This window comes from Streptomyces sp. NPDC005576, from assembly GCF_042871745.1.
In the GTDB taxonomy this organism is placed as follows: domain Bacteria; phylum Actinomycetota; class Actinomycetes; order Streptomycetales; family Streptomycetaceae; genus Streptomyces.
In genome coordinates this window covers 457,552-475,835 of sequence record NZ_JBIAJC010000001.1, presented here as the reverse complement: position 1 = coordinate 475,835, position 18,284 = coordinate 457,552, and the positions used below count along the sequence as shown (strand labels likewise).

Below are 18,284 nucleotides of genomic sequence, written 5' to 3'. Positions count from 1 at the left end.
CGGCGGATGCGAGGGTGTGGACATGTCACTGACGAGCGTCGTCCTCTCCTCCGGCCGTTCGATCGACCTGACCGAGCTGCACCTCTCCTCGACGTACGGCAACATGCTGGCGGGCTACCCGTGCGAGCGGGTCAACGACATGAAGATCGAGGGGCTGCTGCGGAGGACCGAACGCGACCTTCCCGGCCGTCGGGTCCATCTGGTTCCGCCCGTCCGCACCTACCCGGAGGGGTCGGACGGCTCGCCGGGTCCGTGGGGGCCGGTCGAGGTGCTGCCCCGGGTGACGTGTAAGGGCACCTTCCGGTCGGCGGCGATCGACCCCGGCCACGATGCGGTGCTGTACCGCTCGGCTCTCACCGTGATCTGGTTCCAGGACACCCCGCAGGCGCCCGCCGCCGAGACCGCCGCCCCCGGTCTCCGTGACGTCCGCTGGGAGGAGCTCGCCCTGGACCATGAGCTCTGAGCGCCGGCAACCGGGCGGGACGAACGGCGCGCGCGTGGCCTCTGCGGGCACGGCCCGAGCCTCCTGCGACGGGGCACGGACGGCCCCTTCCGCATGGCCGTCCGTACCCCGCGGGGCCGCTACGCGCCGGCCGGTTCGGCGCCGTCGGCCGGCCGGTCGCCGCTGGTCGTCTCCTCGGCGATCCGCTCGTGGTGGCGGATCACCTCGGCGACGATGAAGTTGAGGAGCTTCTCGGCGAAGGCCGGGTCGAGCTTGGCGTTGCCGGCGAGCTGGCGGAGCCGCTCGATCTGCCGGGCCTCGCGCGCCGGGTCGGCGGGCGGGAGCTGGTGGGCGGCCTTCAGGTGGCCCACCTGCTGGGTGCACTTGAACCGTTCGGCGAGCATGTGGACAACGGCGGCGTCGATGTTGTCGATGCTCTCGCGCAGCCGGTTCAGTTCCGCGCGTACGGACGGATCGATGTCGTTCATGGTGGACGAGCTTAGACGTTGCACGGCGGCCGTCGACCGTCGGCGGGTGGTCCCCGGCCGGGGCCGCCGGTGCGCGGTCCCGGAAACCACTTCGTACGGGCCGATCACCACACGGCCCGCTCGCACGCCCCGTACCGTGGGAGGCGAGCGGTGTGAGCCGCCGGCCGGGGGTGGGGACATGGCGGAGAGCAGTCGGACCGGAAGCCCCGTGACGCATGGCTTCCCGCATCTGGGCACCGTCAGGGCCGCGATCACCGAGCTGTACCGGCGGCTCGGCGGCGCGGGGGTGCGCGCCTACACGTCGAGCCTGCCCGCGGCGGAGGTCGCGTTCCCGGACACCGAGGAGCTGTACGCCGGTGTGCAGCGGGTCGCCCGGGCGACCGTGCTGCACCTGCGGCTGCCCGACGCCCGGGTGATCGTCGGTTTCCGCCGGATGGAGCATGCCGCGAGTGTCGAACTCGCCGCCGGGCCGGAGTACTTCGTCGAGCTGAACGACCGCTTCCGGCACCATCGGCGCGACGTGGGAGCGGCGTTGGCGCACGAGGTCACCCATGTCCTGTTGCACCGGCTGGGGTTGGAGTTCTCCGGCGAGCTGGAGAACGAGATCCTCACCGACACGGTGGCGGTGTACCTCGGCGCCGGCTGGTTGCTGCTGGACGCCTTCCGCGAGGACGCGCTGAGCCGCCAGAAGCTGGGCTATCTGACTCCGGAGGAGTTCGGGTACGTCTTGGCGAAGAGGTCGCTGGCGTTCGGCGAGGACCCCTCGCCGTGGTTCACCGGCCCGCAGGCATACCAGGCGTACACCGAGGGCCGGTCCAGGTCACTGCGGGATCTACGGGTGCCGCCGCTGCGGGCAGCGGGCGCGATGGGCCGGATGCGGTACGCCCGGGACCGGCACCGGGGGGTGGCGGCGCCCGGTGCCCCGTACGCCTTCGAGGGCGGCGGCGGGCCGGGTGCGCGGGTGCTCTTCGACTGCCCGACGTGCCATCAGCGGCTGCGGGTACCGGTCCGCGGCCCGGTCAGGGCGCGCTGCGGGGTGTGCGGGACGGAGTGGGAGTGCGACACGTGAGCCGGGCCGCCTTTCCCCCGGCCGGCCGGAGGCGCAGTGCCTGAATCTGCCGCGCCTGCCTCCCACCGGCCGCAGGCACGCCCCCCGTGACACGGGCACGGCGCGCCCCTCCCCCGCCCGGCTCAGACGACCGGGGCGGGCGGGGTCCACCGGCGGGTGCGGGGGACGGTGGTGCTGAGGCCGTACTCCTTCTTGAGGTGTTCGGGGATCGCGTAGTGCATGACCCGGCCCCGGGTGAGCGAGGAGAGCTCGAACAGGGTGGTGAAGTGGCCGAGGCGGTCCAGGGCCCGCGCGGCCAGGGGCGAGCGGTCTTCGATCGTCTCCAGTACGTTCATCAGTGCGGGGGCGGCCTTGACGAGGGTGTCCCAGGGGGTGCGGGCCACACCGAGCCAGTCGGCGCAGGTGTCGCCGATCAGGTGGCGGATCAGGGCGGAGACGACCGGGTCGAGCAGGGTCCCGGGGACCACCTCCTCGTACAGCTCGACCAACTGCCTGGTGAGGGCGACCCCTTCGTCGCTGGGGCCCATGTGCCGGGTCATGTAGAGGTCGGAGAAGGCGCGGGCCTCGTCCAGGTCCTTCGGGGCGTGCTCCTGGTCGACGCCGAGCATCGCCCCGACGACGCGCCAGGCGTAGTGGTACGCCTCCGCGCCCTCGACGCTCATGTGGATACCGAGCCGGTGCAGGGCGTCCAGCACCTGGATCGAGAACATCATCTGCCCGCCGATCATGTCCTCCTGGCAGATCGGCGTGCCGAGGGCCGCCGTGTCCCAACGGTCCGCGCGCCGCAGGTGGTAGCGGATGGAGGCGTGCAGGAGGCGTACTTTCTGGGCGGCCGGGAGGAAGCGTCCGCCGGCTTCGAAGGCGTCGGGCTGCATGAGGTGGACGGTGAACTGCCCCGTCTCCGCCATGCGTGTGGAGGGGTAGTCGAGCGAGTGCGTCGCGGAGAGGAGTTTCGCGACGTGCGGGACGACGTAACAGGCGGGCATCGCGGCGAACGAAAGGGCGGTGGAGATGTGCACGTTGTTGTCGATGAAGAACAGCCGCGCCCGCTCCATCTCCTCCCAGTCGACCCAGGAGGGCGGACTGCCGGTCTCGTGCAGGTACTCGCGGGCGACGTCCGGCAGCCCGTCCGGGAGGGGCTGTCCGGCCACCGAGACGTACCGCATCAGGGTGTTGAACTTCCCCGTCTCGCCACGCTCGAAGAGGGTCGCCACCGTGGCGTCGGCGAGTTCGTCACCGCTGAGGCGCAGGGCGTTCATGGACTGCTCGGTCGGGTGCACGGGCGGTTCCTCCGGGCGGGGTAGGGGGTGGACGGCGGGGTGGAGCGGCGCCGGGGCGGCCGTCAGGCGGGGCGGGCGGTGACGGCCGTGGCCAGGTGGGTGAGGGCGGCGTGCGCGGGTGCGGGCAGGCCGGTTCCGGCGAGCGCCCGGGTGGCGAGGGAGACCCGGTCGCCGATCATGCGCTCGACGTGGGCGCGCGCTCCGGTGGACTCCACGACCTCGCGCACGAGGTGCAGTTGGGCGGCGGTGAGGCTGCCGCGTCCCAGCAGGCGGGAGAGTTCGCGGCGCTCGGCGGGGGTGGCTCCGGCGAGGGCGTGGGCGATCAGCGCGGTGGGCCGGGCGCCGGTGATGTCGTCGGTGTTCGCCTTGCCGGTGCGCTCGGTCTCGCCGAACAGGCCGAGGAGGTCGTCGCGGAGCTGGAACGCCTCGCCCAGCGGCAGCCCGTAGTCGGTGAAGGCGTCGCGCAGGGCGGTGTCGCCACCGGCGAGTGCGGCACCGATGTGCAGCGGGTGCTCCACGGTGTACTTGGCGGTCTTGTACCGGATCACCTTCAGCGACTGCTGCACGTCGGGCGGGCCGGCGGTGCGCAGGATCTCCAGGGCCTCGCCCGCGACGAGTTCGCGCGCCAGCACGCCCCAGAGAGGGCGGCCCCGGGCCAGGTAGGCGCCGGGCAGCCCGCAGCCGGTGAAGAGCTGCCCGGCCCAGGACATCAGCAGGTCACCGGCGAGCATGGCGAGGGAGGCGGCGCGGAGGTTGACCCGGGTGCCCCGGGTCAGGGACGAGCGCAGGGCGACGTGGGCGGTCGGCAGGCCGTGCCGCAGCCGGCTGTCGTCGATGATGTCGTCGTGGACGACGGCCGCCGCGTGGACGAGTTCCATGCTGGCCGCCGCCCGGACCATCGCCTCGCTGTCCGGCTGCCGCGCCGCCCGCCAGCCCCAGTAGCAGAAGGCCGAACGCAGCCGCTTGCCGTGGGCGGTGGCGTCCGCCAGGACGGCCGCGAGCGGGGCGAGGTCCTCGTCTACGGCGAGCAGCGCCGCGGTCTCCGCGTCCACGAACCGCCGCAGCTCGTGGTCCACCCGGGCCCGCAGCGCGGCGAGCTCCGCCGGCTCGGGCGCGGGGTGCCCCTCTGGGCCGGGTGCGGGATGACGGGCCGCGGCGGGGCGGGAGGGCTGCCCCGGTACGCGGAGTACACCCGGTACCGAGGGTCCCGGTGCGAGGCGTACGGGCTCAGGCACCGGACCTGCCCGCGCCCCGGGTACGGGCGTGGCGCGCCAGGATCTCCAGGTGTGCGGGGGCGGTGCCCAGCCGGTCGAGCGCCAGCCTGCCGCGTGCCCGGAGATCCTCCTCCCCCTGCTGCGCGAGGTCGTGGAGATCCGAGCGGCCGAACAGCCCGCGCGCGGCCGACCACGCGGTTCCGCAGGTGGCCAGGGCCAGGTCGGCCAGACCGGCGGCGATGAGGAGCGGCCCGTCACCGCCGTTCCCCCGGGTGTCCGATGTCATGTGTGCCCGCCCCTCCCCGTACGGCGCGCCGCCGCTCCGGCGCCGCTTCGGTGGGCAGACTGCCCCGGTGGAGGGGCGGGGAAGCGCCGGGCCACCCGATGTGATGATCACTCGTTCGCCCGTACTACCTCCGGGCCGTGGCCGGCGCCCGGGTCCGGCGTCCGGGTCCGGCGTCCGGGTCCGGCGTCCGGCTCCGGCGTCCGGCTCCGGCGGCCGGCTCCGGGCCCGCGCAGCACGACGCCCGGTCCGGAGAACCGGACCGGGCGTCGCCCTTCGTTCGTACACACGCCCACCCTGGTGCCTCAGGGCACCGGAGACGCTGAGCCCTACGCGGCCCGGCGGGTCCGGGGTGCGCCCCCGCCGTTGCCGCCGTTGCCGCGGCCGGCGCCGGCGGGACGGCCGGAGCCGGTGCCCGTACGGCCGGAGCCGGTGCGGCCCGCGCTCGTGCCCGTGCGCCCGGCGCCCGCACCGCGGGCCTCGCCGCGCTGCGCCCCGGCGGAGGCTCCGCCGCGACCGCCGCCGTTGCCCGTACCGCGTGCGCCGCCACCGGTGCCGCGTGCGCCGGCGGTGCTGCCCGTGCCGCTCGCGGCACCCGTACCGGCCGCGCCGCCTCGGCGGCCCCGGCCCCTGCTGCCCGAGCGGGTCGCGGTGCCGGTACCGGCCGGGCCGCCCGAGCGGGTGCGCTGCTTCGGCGGGGTCGGCTGGGGCACCTCGATGACGACCGCGATGCCGGAGGGCTCGCGGGCGCCGGTGATCCGGCCGAGCTCCGGGTCGCTGGAGGTGATGCGGGTGGTGTGCGGGGCGATGCCCGCGTCCTGCATGAGGCGGGTCATCTCCCGCTTCTCCTCGGGCAGCACCAGGGTGACGACGCTGCCGGACTCGCCGGCGCGCGCGGTACGGCCGCCCCGGTGGAGGTAGTCCTTGTGGTCGGTGGGCGGGTCCACGTTGACGACGAGGTCGAGGTCGTCGACGTGGATGCCGCGGGCCGCCACGTTGGTCGCGACGAGTGCCGTGACCTGGCCGTCCTTGAACTGGTCCAGGGTGCGGTTGCGCTGCGGCTGCGACCGGCCGCCGTGCAGGGCGGCGGCGCGGACACCGGCGGCGAGCAGGCGCTTGGCGAAGCGGTCGGCGGCACGCTTGGTGTCCACGAACATGATCACACGCCCCTCGCGGGCGGCGATCTTCGTGGCGACGGCCTTCTTGTCGGTGTCGTCCAGCACGTGCAGCACGTGGTGCTCCATCGTGGTGACGGCGCCGGCCGACGGGTCGACGGAGTGCACGACCGGGTCGGTCAGGAACATCTTGACCAGCCGGTCGATGTTCTTGTCCAGGGTCGCGGAGAAGAGCATCCGCTGACCGTCCGCCTCGACCTGCTTGAGCAGGGCGGTGACCTGCGGCATGAAGCCCATGTCGGCCATCTGGTCGGCCTCGTCGAGGACCGTGATGGAGACCTCGTCCAGGCGGCAGTCACCGCGCTCGATGAGGTCCTTCAGCCGGCCCGGAGTGGCGACGAGCACCTCGGCGCCGCGCCGGAGCGTGGCGGCCTGCTTGGTGAGCGACATCCCGCCGACCACGGTGGCGAGACGCAGGTTCACGGAGGTGGCGTACGGCGTGAGCGCGTCGGTCACCTGCTGGGCGAGCTCGCGGGTCGGGACGAGGACCATGGCCAGCGGGGCACGGGGCTCGCTGCGACGTCCGGCGGTACGGGCCAGCAGCGCGAGGCCGAAGGCCAGCGTCTTGCCGGAACCGGTACGGCCGCGGCCCAGGATGTCCCGGCCGGCGAGTGAGTTCGGCAGGGTGGCGCCCTGGATCGGGAAGGGGTCGGTGACACCCTGCGCGGCCAGCGTCTTCAGCAGGGCCGCGGGCATGTCCAGCTCGGCGAACGCCTCGACGGCGGGCAGAGCGGGGGTGAGGGTCTCCGGCAGGGCGAACTCGCCCTGCGCAGCGGCGGCGGGACGGCGGCGAGCGGGAGCCTTGCCGGCTCCCCGGCGGGCGGGGGCGGCCTGGGACTGGCCACGGCCCCGTCCACTCGGCTGACGGCTGCCGGTCGGGCGGTCCTGGCGTTCGAAGCGGGTCATACGGAAATTCCCTCCTGGGGGATTCCTGGGTCGCTGCGACATGCTCTACGGACCGCTTTCATGTGCGCCCCAGGATGCGGCACATGGCGGGTGCTCCGGCGACAGGATGTCCCGGAGACAGCGCAAACCGGGGCCCGCACCGTGAAGGTGCGAGCCCCGGCTGCGAGGTACGCGTCCGGCCGAATTAGGCGGGGACGATGTTCTCCGCCTGCGGGCCCTTCTGGCCCTGCGTGACGTCGAAGGAGACCTTCTGGCCCTCCTGGAGCTCACGGAAGCCCGAGGTGGCGATGTTGGAGTAGTGGGCGAAGACGTCGGCGCCGCCGCCGTCCTGCTCGATGAAGCCGAAGCCCTTTTCCGAGTTGAACCACTTCACGGTTCCAGTAGCCATGTCATTCTCCTAAAAGAGGTGCAGTGCCGAGAATCCGCACTTTACGAATTCCAAGTCGCCGCATTGAGCCCCATCCGGAGAAAGCCGGAAAACAATAATGCGCCTGAGGAAGCATTCCCGTCAGGCGCACATAAAGTTCATGGGTACCAAAACTGCAACTGGAACACCGTAGCACGTCCTTCCGGCCCGTGGTGGATCTTGAGGCCACGGATCGCGAAAAGATCTACGGGAGGGGGTCGGCGGAGCGCCCGTCCCGACCGGGCCGGAGCACCCCGCACGCCCGTCACCAGGGCGTTCGCGCCGGGAGGGCGAGCCAGGCCCCCGGCCTCCGCCCCCTCCGTGGCCCCGCTCACGCACCCCGGGGATCGTCCGCCGCGCCGTCCGGCAGCAGCGGGAAGAGGCGGGTGACGACCGCCACGGGAAGCGCGCCCTCGGGCCGGGTGGCGGGGTCCCGGTCGCGTTCCCGGTAGCCGGCCAGCAGCCTGCTGACGAAGCCGGCGATCTCGGCGGCCTCGCCGGCAGTGAGGTGGACGACAGCGCTGAAGGAGGGGTCGCCCCTCCAGGCGTCCGGAGCATCGTTCCGCCGGGCGAGCCAGTGCTGGTGACTCTCGTCCTCCAGGTCGCGGGCGAGCACGTCGAAGGACTCCGGGGCGGGCGGACCGGACGGCCGGGCCGCCGCGACCCCTCCACCGGCCTCCTCGTTCCGTACCGCTTCCCTCCGCACCGGCCGCCGCGCCCGCGGCCGGGACGGGCCGTCTCCCTCCCACCGCAGCCGCCAGGGCCTGGCCCGGCCGCGACTCTCCGGAACTTCCTCGATGAGGCCGTGCCGGGCGAGCTGTCGCAGATGGAAGGAGCAGAGGCCGGAGCTGTGACCGAGACGTTCGGCGGCCTCGGTCGCGGTGAGCGTCCCCGCCTCGGCGAGCAGGTCCAGCAGCGCGACGCGCAACGGGTGGTCCGGCAGTGCGCGGTCCGGCAGTGCGTGATCAGGCAGCGCACGGTCGGGAGGTACCCGCCCGGGCAGGGGGCGGGAGGCGCCATCGGCCGGGCCGGCCGGGAGCTTCGGGGGAATGCCCTCGTCTTCGTCGATCACTTTGCAAAGTCTGCTACTTTGCAAAGCTCTGGGTCAAGTGTGCCCTGCCCCACACCTGCCTCCCGACAGGAGCGGGCGCGGGCGTCGGCGGATGCGAAAGGCGTTGATCTCCATGGCCGGTGTGCCGGACGGAACCCCCGGAAGCGGCGGGGTGAGCGTGCTCGGAGTGCCCGTCACCTCGTACCCCCAGCGAGTTCCCGAGGCCGTACGGGGCGAGGTGCGCCGCATCACCGTCGTCGGCGAAGAGGTGCTGCACCGCCCGTGCCGGAAGGTCACCTCGTTCGGTACGCCCGAGCTTTCCCGGCTGATCGACGATCTGTTCGCCACCAACGAAGTGGCCGAGGGCGCGGGGCTGGCCGCCAATCAGGTGGGTGTGGACCTCCGGCTCTTCGTGTGGGACATCACCGACGACTGGGGCGTGCGGCACGTCGGCCACATCGCCAACCCGGTACTCGACGAACTGCCCTTTCAACAGCGCCATTTGGCGGAGGAGGCGGAGGGCTGCCTCTCCGTGCCAGGGCCGTACCGGACCGTCCCGCGCCCCGATCGGGCCGTCGTGCGCGGGACGGACGAGGAGGGGGCCCCGCTGGTGATCGAGGGCCGTGGGTACTTCGCGCGCTGTCTCCAGCACGAGACCGACCACCTGGAGGGCCGCCTCTATCTCGACCGGCTCGCCGGGCGGGAGCGCCGGTCGGCCCTGCGGGAGATGGCCGAGTCGGCCGACGCGGTGCACGCGCGCCGTGCCGCCCGTGCGGCCGCGCGTGTCGGCCGGCAACATCAGCCCCTCTCGAACAGGCTCTAGTGCCGCGCCCGGCAAGCTTTGCCCCGTCGCGGTGGTCGGCACGCGCACTCGCTGCGTTGACCGGAAGCCCTGGTAGCTCCGCTACCAGGACTTCCGGCCGCCTGGCGATCGCACGCACCGACCACCGCTCCTCATGGGGCGAACATTGCCGGGCGCGGCACTAGTTGCCCCGGCGGACCGTGCGCAGGGTGCCGCCCGGGGCCCAGGAGCGGACGACGAGTTCCTCGCCGTCCATGCCGGTGTGGACCACCTCGGTGATCTCGACCCGGAAGAGGTGGAACGGCTCCGGGGGTGTGGCCTCCTCGATGAAGCGGGCGAGCAGGGCCGGGTCGGTGATCTCGACGGCGCGGCCGCCGACCCGTACGTCCCCGTCGGCCATCTCGGCGTCCGGGCCCGGGTTCGCCTGGATCGCGAAGCGCGGGTCGCGCAACAGGTCGAGGGCCTTGCGGGAGCGGGGCATCATGCCGAGCAGCATCTCGCCGAAGCGGAAGTCGGTTTCGAGTCCGGAGACGCGGGGCGACCCGTCCTGGCGCAGGGTGGCCAGGACCTGGTGGCGGTAGAGGCGGAACCGCTTCTCGACGGTGGCGGCGAAGGCGGGTTCCGCCGCGTGGAAGTCCGCCCAGGTGGCGGGGGCCGTGGCAGGGGCCGTGACGGCGGGAGCTGGGGTGTCCGGTGTCATGCCTCCCATCGAACCGCCTCATCACGACATCCTCTGTCAGGATTTCCGGCGGGTCGCCGCGATGAATGCCCGGTGCTCGTTCCCGGGCTCCCCCGCTCCCTCCGCCACGGCCCCCGCCTCCCCGCTCACCCCCTCACCCCGTCACCCCGTCACCCCGTCACCCCGTCACCCCGTCACCCCGTCACCCGACGATGCCGCGCGCCCGTGCCGCCGCGAGCCAGTGCGGGAGCTCCGCCACGAGCCGGTCGTAGAGCTGGTCGTCGGGGACGGTGCGCGGGTCGGGCCCGGCGTGGAAGTAGCCGGCGTTGTCGACCACGCGCTTGGCGGGAACGGCGAGTTCGTCGAGCTTGCGCAGGAAGTCGAACTGGGTGCTGCGGGTGTTGCCGAAGCCGACGAACTGCCAGAAGAGCGGAAGTTCCGCGGCCTTGCAGAGGTAGCGTTCGGCCGCCAGCTTGCTGACCGGGCCGCCGTCGGTCTGGAAGACGACGAGGGCGGGGGCCGTGGAGCCGCTGTCGAGGTAGTGGTCGATGACCGCGTCCATCGCCAGGTGGTAGCTGGTTTTCCCCATGTGTCCGAGGCCCGCCACGATCTCGTCGACGCGGCCACGGTGGTTGTCGAGCGCGATGTCGGTGACGGCGTCGATGTCGGTGGAGAAGAAGACGACGGGGACACGTCCGTCGTCGTCGAGGTGGGCCGACAGCCCGAGGACCTGGTCCGCGAGCGCCTGCACGCTGCCGTCCTTGTAGTACTCCCTCATCGAGCCCGAGTAGTCGAGCACGAGGTAGACCGCCACCCGGGCGCCGTCCAGCCCGTTCTTCCGCAGGGAAGCCCCGGCCGTCTTGTAGAGGCTGACGAGGCCGGGGGCGCGCGCCGCCACCTTGTCGAGGCTGAGCGCGGACCCGGTGGCCGGGGGCGTCGGGGGTGCTGCGGGTGATCCGATCATGACTGTCTCCGTTCCTGTCCGGTCCGGTCCCAGTCGATCCGATCCGGTGGTGCCGGCACCGCGTTCTCGCCGCCGCACCCGCACTCCGAACCTGTCCGGTACGGGTGTCGGCGTCTCGGTGCCGGTCCCAGGCTGCCATCCGCCACCCGGGCATATGGTCCGATTCCTGGGTTCGCTATCTTGATCGCCGCCGTCACATCGGCCCCGTGCGTCATCTCGCCCAGTGAAGGAGCCGGTCATGGAGGCCGACACCCCCGCCTGCTACCGCCATCCGTCTTTCGAGACGCATGTGCGCTGCACCCGATGCGACCGCCGGATATGCCCGGACTGCATGCGTGAGGCCGCGGTCGGTCATCAGTGCCCGGAGTGCGTGCGGGAGGGCAATCGCTCGGTCCGTCAGGCGCGGAGTCTCTTCGGCGGTCTGGGCCCGTCCGGGACGAAGCCCCTGGTCACCTACGCACTCATAGCCCTGAACGTCCTCGCGTACGTCGCCGAGGTCGTGAAGCCGGAGATCCTGGACCGGTTCGGGATGCTCGGGTCCGCGCTCGTCGGTCCCGACGGCAGCCTCTACCTGTACGAGGGCTGGACGCCGCCCGGGTTCGAGGCGACCGGAGTGGTCGACGGCGAGTGGTACCGGTTGCTGACGGGGTCGTTCCTGCATCTGCCGCCGGACTCGTCGATCGGCGTGATGCACCTGGTCTTCAACATGCTGGCCCTCTGGAACCTGGGCCGGGACGTGGAGACCCAGCTCGGGAAGGTCCGGTACACGGCGCTCTACCTGCTGTCCGCGGTGGGCGGCTCGGTACTGGTGTACGTGCTGGCGCCGGACACCGACGCCGTGGGCGCCTCGGGAGCGATCTTCGGTCTGGCGGCCGCGCTCTACGTCATCGGCCGGCGGCTGGGGCGAGACGTGGGCGCCCTGAACCGCTTCATGGCCGGGTTCCTGCTGTGGATGGTGCTCTCGGCCTTCTTCACCTCCTGGCAGGGCCACCTCGGCGGCCTGCTGACCGGTGCGCTGGTGATGTGCGGACTCGCGTACGCCCCCGCCAAGCTGCGCAACGGTCTCGCGCAGAGCGTCGCCGCGGTGGTGCTGCTGGCCCTGCTGGTGCTCGTGGTGGTGCTGAAGACGAACGCGCTGACCGGCGGCTGAGGGCCGGGGCCCGGGGCCCGGACATGGGCGTGCCCGGCACGGACGATTCCGTGCCGGGCACACGCATGTCCCGGCGGCCTGCCCCGGACGCGCCACGGCGCCCACCCAAGTCCGGTCGGGGACGAGGCAGGCGCCGCGTTCAGTTCCGTACGCCTTTGTACGGGACGTCTGCTCCGGGGCCGGCCGCGGAAGCGGCAGGTCCCGGCAGTCCGGGTCAGACCATCAGAGAACGGTCCGTCGGGCGGATCGGGGCCGGCAGTGCGCTGGTCCCGGTCAGGAAGCGGTCCACCCCGCGTGCCGCGGAGCGGCCCTCGGCGATGGCCCACACGATGAGCGACTGGCCGCGGCCCGCGTCACCGGCGACGAAGACGCCTTCGACGTTGGTGGCGTAGTCGGCGTCGCGGGCGATGTTACCGCGCTCGTCGAGGCCGAGACCGAACTGCTCGACGAGGCCGTTGGCCTGGTCGGTGCCGGTGAAGCCCATGGCGAGGGTGACGAGCTGGGCCGGGATGCGGCGCTCGGTGCCGGACTTCTGCTCCAGCTTGCCGTCCTTGAACTCCACCTCGATGAGGTGGAGTGCCTGGACGTTGCCGTCCTCGTCGCCCTCGAAGTGGGTGGTGGAGACGGAGTAGAGCCGCTCGCCGCCCTCCTCGTGCGCGGAGGTGACCTTGTACAGCATGGGGAAGGTCGGCCAGGGCTGGTTGGCGTTCCGGTCCTCGCCCGGCTGCGGCATGATCTCCAGCTGGGTGACGGAGAGCGCGCCCTGGCGGTGGGCGGTGCCCACGCAGTCGGCTCCGGTGTCGCCGCCGCCGATGACCACGACGTGCTTGCCCTCGGCGCTGATCGGGGAGACCGTCAGGTCGCCCTCCTGCACCTTGTTGGCGAGGGGCAGGTACTCCATGGCGAAGTGGACACCGTTGAACTCACGGCCCGGGACGGGAAGGTCGCGGGAGACCGTGGCGCCGGCCGCGACGACGACCGCGTCGTAGCGGCGGCGGAGAGCGTCGGCCGGCATGTCGGCGCCGATCTCCACCTCGGTGCGGAACTTGGTGCCCTCCGCGCGCATCTGCTCGATGCGGCGGTTGATGTGCGACTTCTCCATCTTGAACTCGGGGATGCCGTAGCGCAGCAGGCCGCCGATGCGGTCGGCGCGCTCGTACACGACGACCGTGTGGCCGGCCCGGGTCAGCTGCTGGGCGGCAGCCAGTCCGGCGGGGCCTGAGCCGATAACGGCGACGGTCTTGCCGGAGAGGCGCTCGGGCGGCTGCGGGGTGACGTCGCCGCTGTCCCACGCCTTGTCGATGATGGAGACTTCGACGTTCTTGATGGTGACGGCCGGCTGGTTGATGCCGAGCACGCACGCCGACTCGCAGGGAGCCGGGCAGAGCCGCCCGGTGAACTCCGGGAAGTTGTTCGTGGCGTGCAGGCGCTCGGACGCGGCGGTCCAGTCCTCGCGGTAGGCGTAGTCGTTCCACTCGGGGATGAGGTTTCCGAGCGGACAGCCGTTGTGGCAGAACGGGATGCCGCAGTCCATGCAGCGGCCGGCCTGCTTGCTGATGATGGGGAGCAGGGAGCCCGGAACGTAGACCTCGTTCCAGTCCTTGACGCGCTCTCCGACGGGGCGGGTCTTCGCGACCTCGCGCCCGGTGGTCAGGAAGCCCTTGGGGTCAGCCATTGGTCGCCGCCTCCATCATCTTCTCGGTGGTCTCCTGCTCGGAGAGACCGGCGAGCTCAGCGGCGTCCTTGGCGGCGAGCACTGCCTTGTAGGTGGACGGGATGATCTTGCTGAAGCGGGTCACCGACGTGGCCCACTCGGCGAGGAGCTTCTCGGCGACGGTCGAACCGGTCTCCTCCTGGTGGCGGCGCACGACGTCGTGCAGCCACTGGCCGTCGGCCTCGGAGAGCTCCTCGATCGCGTCCCGGCTGCCCGGGTTGACGTTGGGCCGGTCCAGGTCGATGACGTACGCGACCCCGCCGGACATGCCGGCGGCGAAGTTGCGGCCGGTCTCGCCGAGGACGACCGCGTAACCACCGGTCATGTACTCGCAGCCGTGGTCGCCCACGCCTTCGGAGACGACGGTGGCGCCGGAGTTGCGGACGCAGAAGCGTTCGCCGGTGCGGCCCCGCAGGAACAGCTCGCCGCCGGTGGCGCCGTAGCCGATCGTGTTGCCCGCGATGGTGGAGTACTCGGCGAGGTGGTCGGCGCCGCGGTCCGGGCGGACCACGACACGGCCGCCGGAGAGGCCCTTGCCGACGTAGTCGTTGGCGTCGCCCTCCAGGCGGAGGGTGACTCCGGCCGGGAGGAAGGCGCCGAAGGACTGGCCGGCGGAGCCGGTGAAGGTGATGTCGATGGTGTTCTCGGGCAGGCCCGCACCGCCGAACTTCTTGGTGACCTCGTGGCCGAGCATCGTACCGACGGTGCGGTTGATGTTGCGGATGGCGACCTGGGCGCGGACCGGCTGGGCGGCTTCCGCGCTGTCGGCGCCGAGCGCGTCGGCGGCGAGCTTGATCAGCTCGTTGTCGAGCGCCTTGGCGAGGCCGTGGTCCTGGGCGTTGATCCGGTGACGGACCGCGCCCTCGGGAAGCTCGGGCACGTGGAACAGCGGCGCCAGGTCGAGGCCCTGGGCCTTCCAGTGGGTGATCGCCCGGTCGGTGTCGAGGAGTTCGGCGTGGCCGACCGCCTCTTCGATCGTGCGGAAGCCCAGCTCGGCGAGGATCTCGCGGACCTCCTCGGCGATGAACTGGAAGAAGTTCACCACGTACTCGGCCTTGCCGGAGAAACGGTCGCGCAGCACCGGGTTCTGCGTGGCGATGCCGACCGGGCAGGTGTCGAGGTGGCAGACGCGCATCATGACGCAGCCGGAGACGACGAGCGGCGCGGTCGCGAAACCGAACTCCTCGGCGCCCAGCAGTGCGGCGATGACGACGTCGCGGCCGGTCTTGAGCTGGCCGTCGGTCTGCACCACGATGCGGTCGCGCAGGCCGTTGAGGAGCAGCGTCTGCTGGGTCTCGGCGAGGCCGAGTTCCCAGGGGCCGCCCGCGTGCTTGAGCGACGTGAGCGGGGAGGCGCCCGTTCCGCCGTCGTGGCCGGAGATGAGGACGACGTCCGCGTGGGCCTTGGACACACCGGCCGCGACCGTGCCGACGCCGACTTCGGAGACCAGCTTCACGTGGATGCGGGCCGCCGGGTTGGCGTTCTTGAGGTCGTGGATCAGCTGAGCCAGGTCCTCGATGGAGTAGATGTCGTGGTGCGGCGGCGGCGAGATGAGGCCGACGCCCGGGGTGGAGTGCCGGGTCTTGGCGACCCAGGGGTAGACCTTGTGGCCGGGCAGCTGGCCGCCCTCGCCGGGCTTGGCGCCCTGCGCCATCTTGATCTGGATGTCGTCGGCGTGGACGAGGTACTCGCTGGTGACACCGAAGCGGCCGGAGGCGACCTGCTTGATGGCGGAGCGGCGTGCCGGGTCGTGCAGACGGTCGGCGTCCTCGCCGCCCTCGCCGGTGTTGGACTTGCCGCCGAGCTGGTTCATCGCGATGGCGAGCGTCTCGTGCGCCTCGCGGGAGATCGAGCCGTACGACATGGCGCCGGTGGAGAAGCGCTGGACGATGTCGGCGACCGACTCGACCTCGTCGACGGAGATCGGGGCGCGGTCGGACTTGAAGCCGAACAGGCCGCGGAGCGTCATCAGCCGCTCGGACTGCTCGTTCACCCGGTCCGTGTACTTCTTGAAGATGTCGTACCGGCGGTTACGGGTGGCGTGCTGGAGGCGGAAGACCGTCTCCGGGTCGAACAGGTGCGGTTCGCCCTCGCGGCGCCACTGGTACTCGCCGCCGATCTCCAGCGCGCGGTGCGAGGCCGCGATGCCGGAGGCGGGGTACGCCTTGGTGTGCCGGGCGGCGACCTCCTTGGCGACGACGTCGAGTCCGGCGCCGCCGATCTTGGTGGCGGTGCCGTTGAAGTACGTCGCGACGAAGCCCTCGTCGAGGCCGACGGCCTCGAAGACCTGGGCGCCGCGGTAGGAGGCGACGGTGGAGATGCCCATCTTCGACATGACCTTGAGGACGCCCTTGCCGAGGGCGTAGATCAGGTTGCGGATGGCCTGCTCGGGCTCGATGCCCTCGATGAACGTGCCGGCGCGGACGAGGTCCTCGACGGACTCCATGGCGAGGTACGGGTTGACGGCGGCGGCGCCGTAACCGATCAGCAGGGCGACGTGGTGGACCTCGCGGACGTCACCGGCCTCGACCAGCAGGCCCACCTGGGTGCGCTGCTTGGTGCGGATGAGGTGGTGGTGGACGGCGGAGGTGAGCAGCAGCGACGGGATCGGCGCGTGCTCGGCGTCGGAGTGCCGGTCGGAGAGGACGATGAGGCGGGCGCCGTCCTCGATGGCGGTGTCGACCTCGGTGCAGATGGCCTCGATGCGGGCGGCGAGCGCCTCGCCGCCACCGCTGACGCGGTAGAGGCCGGCGAGGGTGGCGGCCTTCATGCCCGGCATGTCGCCGTCGGCGTTGATGTGTATCAGCTTGGCGAGCTCGTCGTTGTCGATCACCGGGAACGGCAGCGTGACGCTGCGGCACGTGGCGGCGGCCGGCTCCAGGATGTTGCCCTGGGGGCCGAGCGAGGAGCGCAGCGAGGTGACGAGCTCCTCGCGGATGGCGTCCAGCGGCGGGTTGGTGACCTGGGCGAAGAGCTGGGTGAAGTAGTCGAAGAGGAGCCGGGGCCGGGCGGAGAGCGCGGCGATCGGCGAGTCCGTGCCCATGGAGCCGAGCGGTTCGCCGGCGGTGCGGGCCATCGGGGCGAGGATGACGCGGAGCTCTTCCTCGGTGTAGCCGAAGGTCTGCTGGCGGCGGGTGACCGAGGCGTGGGTGTGCACGATGTGCTCGCGCTCGGGGAGGTCGCCGAGTTCGATCTCGCCGGTCTCCAGCCACTCCTCGTAGGGCTGCTCGCCCGCGAGGCCGGCCTTGATCTCGTCGTCCTCGATGATGCGGTGCTCGGCGGTGTCGACGAGGAACATCTTGCCGGGCTGGAGGCGGCCCTTGCGGACGACCTTGGCGGGGTCGATGTCGAGGACGCCGACCTCGGAGGAGAGGACGACGAGGCCCTCGTCGGTGACCCAGTAGCGGCCGGGGCGCAGTCCGTTGCGGTCGAGGACCGCGCCGACCTGGGTGCCGTCGGTGAAGGTGACGCAGGCCGGGCCGTCCCAGGGCTCCATCATCGTGGAGTGGTACTGGTAGAACGCGCGGCGGGCCGGGTCCATGGAGTCGTGGTTCTCCCACGCCTCGGGGACCATCATCAGCACCGAGTGCGGCAGCGAGCGTCCGCCGAGGTGGAGCAGCTCCAGGACCTCGTCGAAGGAGGCCGAGTCGGAGGCGTCCGGGGTGCAGACGGGGAAGATGCGGTCGAGCGCGGCGTCGCCGAAGAGTCCGGAGGCGAGCTGCGACTCGCGGGCCTTCATCCAGTTGCGGTTGCCCTTGACCGTGTTGATCTCGCCGTTGTGGGCAACGAAACGGTACGGGTGTGCAAGCGGCCAGCTGGGGAAGGTGTTGGTGGAGAAACGGGAGTGGACGAGTGCGACGGCCGTGGCGAACCGGCGGTCGGACAGGTCGGGGAAGAAGGGTTCCAGCTGCCCGGTGGTGAGCATGCCCTTGTAGACGAGGGTGCGGGCGGAGAGCGACGGGAAGTAGACACCGGCCTCCCGCTCGGCACGCTTGCGCAGGACGAACGCCTTGCGGTCGAGGGCGATGCCGGTGCTGGTGCCGTCGGCCACGAAGAGCTGACGGAACTCGGGCATGGTGGCGCGGGCGCCCTTGCCGAGGAGGGCGGGGGCGACCGGGACCTCTCGCCAGCCGAGGACGTCGAGGCCCTCTTCGCCGGCGATCTTCTCGATCTCCTCGACGGCGTCGGTGGAGCCGTCGGCGGGGAGGAAGGCGATGCCGACGGCGTACGCGCCGGCTTCCGGGAGGTCGAAGCCGGTCTCTTCGCGGAGGAAGGCGTCGGGGACCTGGAGGAGAATGCCGGCGCCGTCGCCGGAGTCGGGCTCGGAGCCGGTGGCACCGCGGTGTTCGAGGTTGCGCAGTACGGTCAGCGCCTGCTCGACCAGCGCGTGGCTGGCCACACCGGTCAGGGTGGCGACGAACCCGACACCGCAGGCGTCGTGCTCGTTACGGGGGTCGTACATCCCCTGCTGGGCGGGGCGACCGTCCATGGGCGACCAGGCGTGGATGCGCATCGGCTCTCCCGTCGTCGTCGTGGCATATGCATGGCCGAGGGACGACGTTGGCCCTCTGCGAAATTTCGTGCAGGTTACATGATGGGGCGCTTCTCGCTAACCGGAAGGTCCGTTCCAACATGCGGACATCGCATCGCGAGGACGGGGT

15 protein-coding genes are annotated in these 18,284 nt (G+C 71.9%); 4 read left to right on the top strand and 11 right to left on the bottom strand.

Features of this window, described 5'->3' with window-relative positions; translation table 11 throughout:
• Positions 1-22: 22 nt before the first annotated feature.
• Positions 23-463, top strand: a complete 441-nt coding sequence (locus tag ACFYPN_RS02115) for a hypothetical protein (protein WP_358759956.1) — start codon at positions 23-25, stop codon at positions 461-463.
• Between the two features lie 119 nt (positions 464-582).
• Here the strand turns inward: ACFYPN_RS02115 and ACFYPN_RS02110 are convergent, their stop codons facing one another.
• Positions 583-930 carry a chorismate mutase gene (locus tag ACFYPN_RS02110; protein ID WP_358759958.1) on the bottom strand — a complete coding sequence of 116 codons (348 nt, stop codon included), beginning with the start codon at positions 928-930 and terminating at the stop codon, positions 583-585.
• 178 nt (positions 931-1,108) lie between these two features.
• On the opposite strand from ACFYPN_RS02110, the gene ACFYPN_RS02105 reads away from it, so the two are divergent.
• Positions 1,109-1,999, top strand: a complete 891-nt coding sequence (locus tag ACFYPN_RS02105; protein WP_358759960.1) for a hypothetical protein — start codon at positions 1,109-1,111, stop codon at positions 1,997-1,999.
• Between the two features lie 122 nt (positions 2,000-2,121).
• On the opposite strand, the gene ACFYPN_RS02100 is transcribed toward ACFYPN_RS02105, so the two are convergent.
• From ACFYPN_RS02100 to ACFYPN_RS02075, 6 genes are all read right to left on the bottom strand, one after another.
• Positions 2,122-3,258: an oxygenase MpaB family protein gene (locus ACFYPN_RS02100; RefSeq protein ID WP_389296582.1), complete on the bottom strand. Its 1,137-nt coding sequence runs from the start codon at positions 3,256-3,258 to the stop codon at positions 2,122-2,124.
• A gap of 83 nt (positions 3,259-3,341) precedes the next feature.
• Positions 3,342-4,367 (bottom strand): polyprenyl synthetase family protein, encoded by a 1,026-nt coding sequence (locus tag ACFYPN_RS02095; protein ID WP_358759986.1) that lies wholly within the window; start codon positions 4,365-4,367, stop codon positions 3,342-3,344.
• A gap of 139 nt (positions 4,368-4,506) precedes the next feature.
• The gene (locus tag ACFYPN_RS02090) at positions 4,507-4,779 is read right to left on the bottom strand and encodes a polyprenyl synthetase (protein WP_358759964.1); all 273 of its coding nucleotides are present in this window, start codon (positions 4,777-4,779) and stop codon (positions 4,507-4,509) included.
• A gap of 326 nt (positions 4,780-5,105) precedes the next feature.
• A complete protein-coding gene (locus tag ACFYPN_RS02085; protein ID WP_358759966.1) occupies positions 5,106-6,857 on the bottom strand; it encodes a DEAD/DEAH box helicase in 1,752 nt (583 codons plus the stop codon).
• Positions 6,858-7,041: 184 nt separating this feature from the next.
• Complete coding sequence (locus ACFYPN_RS02080) at positions 7,042-7,245, bottom strand: cold-shock protein (protein WP_003969786.1); 204 nt, start codon at positions 7,243-7,245, stop codon at positions 7,042-7,044.
• A gap of 349 nt (positions 7,246-7,594) precedes the next feature.
• Positions 7,595-8,236 (bottom strand): helix-turn-helix domain-containing protein, encoded by a 642-nt coding sequence (locus ACFYPN_RS02075; RefSeq protein WP_358759988.1) that lies wholly within the window; start codon positions 8,234-8,236, stop codon positions 7,595-7,597.
• Between the two features lie 211 nt (positions 8,237-8,447).
• Between ACFYPN_RS02075 and def the strand changes: the two genes are divergently transcribed.
• Entirely contained in the window at positions 8,448-9,137 is a 690-nt protein-coding gene (gene def / locus ACFYPN_RS02070; protein ID WP_358759968.1) for a peptide deformylase, read from the top strand.
• Positions 9,138-9,297: 160 nt separating this feature from the next.
• On the opposite strand, the gene ACFYPN_RS02065 is transcribed toward def, so the two are convergent.
• On the bottom strand, positions 9,298-9,816 hold the full coding sequence (locus ACFYPN_RS02065) for a pyridoxamine 5'-phosphate oxidase family protein (protein WP_358759970.1): 519 nt from the start codon (positions 9,814-9,816) through the stop codon (positions 9,298-9,300).
• 181 nt (positions 9,817-9,997) lie between these two features.
• Positions 9,998-10,759, bottom strand: coding sequence for a VWA domain-containing protein (locus tag ACFYPN_RS02060; RefSeq protein WP_358759972.1), 762 nt, complete (start codon positions 10,757-10,759; stop codon positions 9,998-10,000).
• A gap of 238 nt (positions 10,760-10,997) precedes the next feature.
• Between ACFYPN_RS02060 and ACFYPN_RS02055 the strand changes: the two genes are divergently transcribed.
• Positions 10,998-11,909 (top strand): rhomboid family intramembrane serine protease, encoded by a 912-nt coding sequence (locus tag ACFYPN_RS02055; protein ID WP_358759974.1) that lies wholly within the window; start codon positions 10,998-11,000, stop codon positions 11,907-11,909.
• Positions 11,910-12,123: 214 nt separating this feature from the next.
• On the opposite strand, the gene ACFYPN_RS02050 is transcribed toward ACFYPN_RS02055, so the two are convergent.
• Positions 12,124-13,584, bottom strand: a complete 1,461-nt coding sequence (locus ACFYPN_RS02050; RefSeq protein WP_358759976.1) for a glutamate synthase subunit beta — start codon at positions 13,582-13,584, stop codon at positions 12,124-12,126.
• Entirely contained in the window at positions 13,577-18,136 is a 4,560-nt protein-coding gene (gene gltB / locus ACFYPN_RS02045) for a glutamate synthase large subunit (RefSeq protein WP_358759978.1), read from the bottom strand. Before gltB ends, ACFYPN_RS02050 begins: the two co-directional genes overlap by 8 nt.
• Between the last annotated feature and the right edge of the window lie 148 nt (positions 18,137-18,284).

Bases quoted from the DNA above. Each gene is read 5' to 3' on its own strand.
- ACFYPN_RS02115 (WP_358759956.1), top strand. From the start codon at position 23: ATGTCACTGACGAGCGTCGTCCTCTCCTCCGGCCGTTCGATCGACCTG.
- ACFYPN_RS02110 (WP_358759958.1), bottom strand. From the start codon at position 930: ATGAACGACATCGATCCGTCCGTACGCGCGGAACTGAACCGGCTGCGC.
- ACFYPN_RS02105 (WP_358759960.1), top strand. From the start codon at position 1,109: ATGGCGGAGAGCAGTCGGACCGGAAGCCCCGTGACGCATGGCTTCCCG.
- ACFYPN_RS02100 (WP_389296582.1), bottom strand. From the start codon at position 3,258: ATGAACGCCCTGCGCCTCAGCGGTGACGAACTCGCCGACGCCACGGTG.
- ACFYPN_RS02090 (WP_358759964.1), bottom strand. From the start codon at position 4,779: ATGACATCGGACACCCGGGGGAACGGCGGTGACGGGCCGCTCCTCATC.
- ACFYPN_RS02085 (WP_358759966.1), bottom strand. From the start codon at position 6,857: ATGACCCGCTTCGAACGCCAGGACCGCCCGACCGGCAGCCGTCAGCCG.
- ACFYPN_RS02080 (WP_003969786.1), bottom strand. From the start codon at position 7,245: ATGGCTACTGGAACCGTGAAGTGGTTCAACTCGGAAAAGGGCTTCGGC.
- def (WP_358759968.1), top strand. From the start codon at position 8,448: ATGGCCGGTGTGCCGGACGGAACCCCCGGAAGCGGCGGGGTGAGCGTG.
- ACFYPN_RS02065 (WP_358759970.1), bottom strand. From the start codon at position 9,816: ATGACACCGGACACCCCAGCTCCCGCCGTCACGGCCCCTGCCACGGCC.
- ACFYPN_RS02060 (WP_358759972.1), bottom strand. From the start codon at position 10,759: ATGATCGGATCACCCGCAGCACCCCCGACGCCCCCGGCCACCGGGTCC.
- ACFYPN_RS02055 (WP_358759974.1), top strand. From the start codon at position 10,998: ATGGAGGCCGACACCCCCGCCTGCTACCGCCATCCGTCTTTCGAGACG.
- ACFYPN_RS02050 (WP_358759976.1), bottom strand. From the start codon at position 13,584: ATGGCTGACCCCAAGGGCTTCCTGACCACCGGGCGCGAGGTCGCGAAG.
- gltB (WP_358759978.1), bottom strand. From the start codon at position 18,136: ATGCGCATCCACGCCTGGTCGCCCATGGACGGTCGCCCCGCCCAGCAG.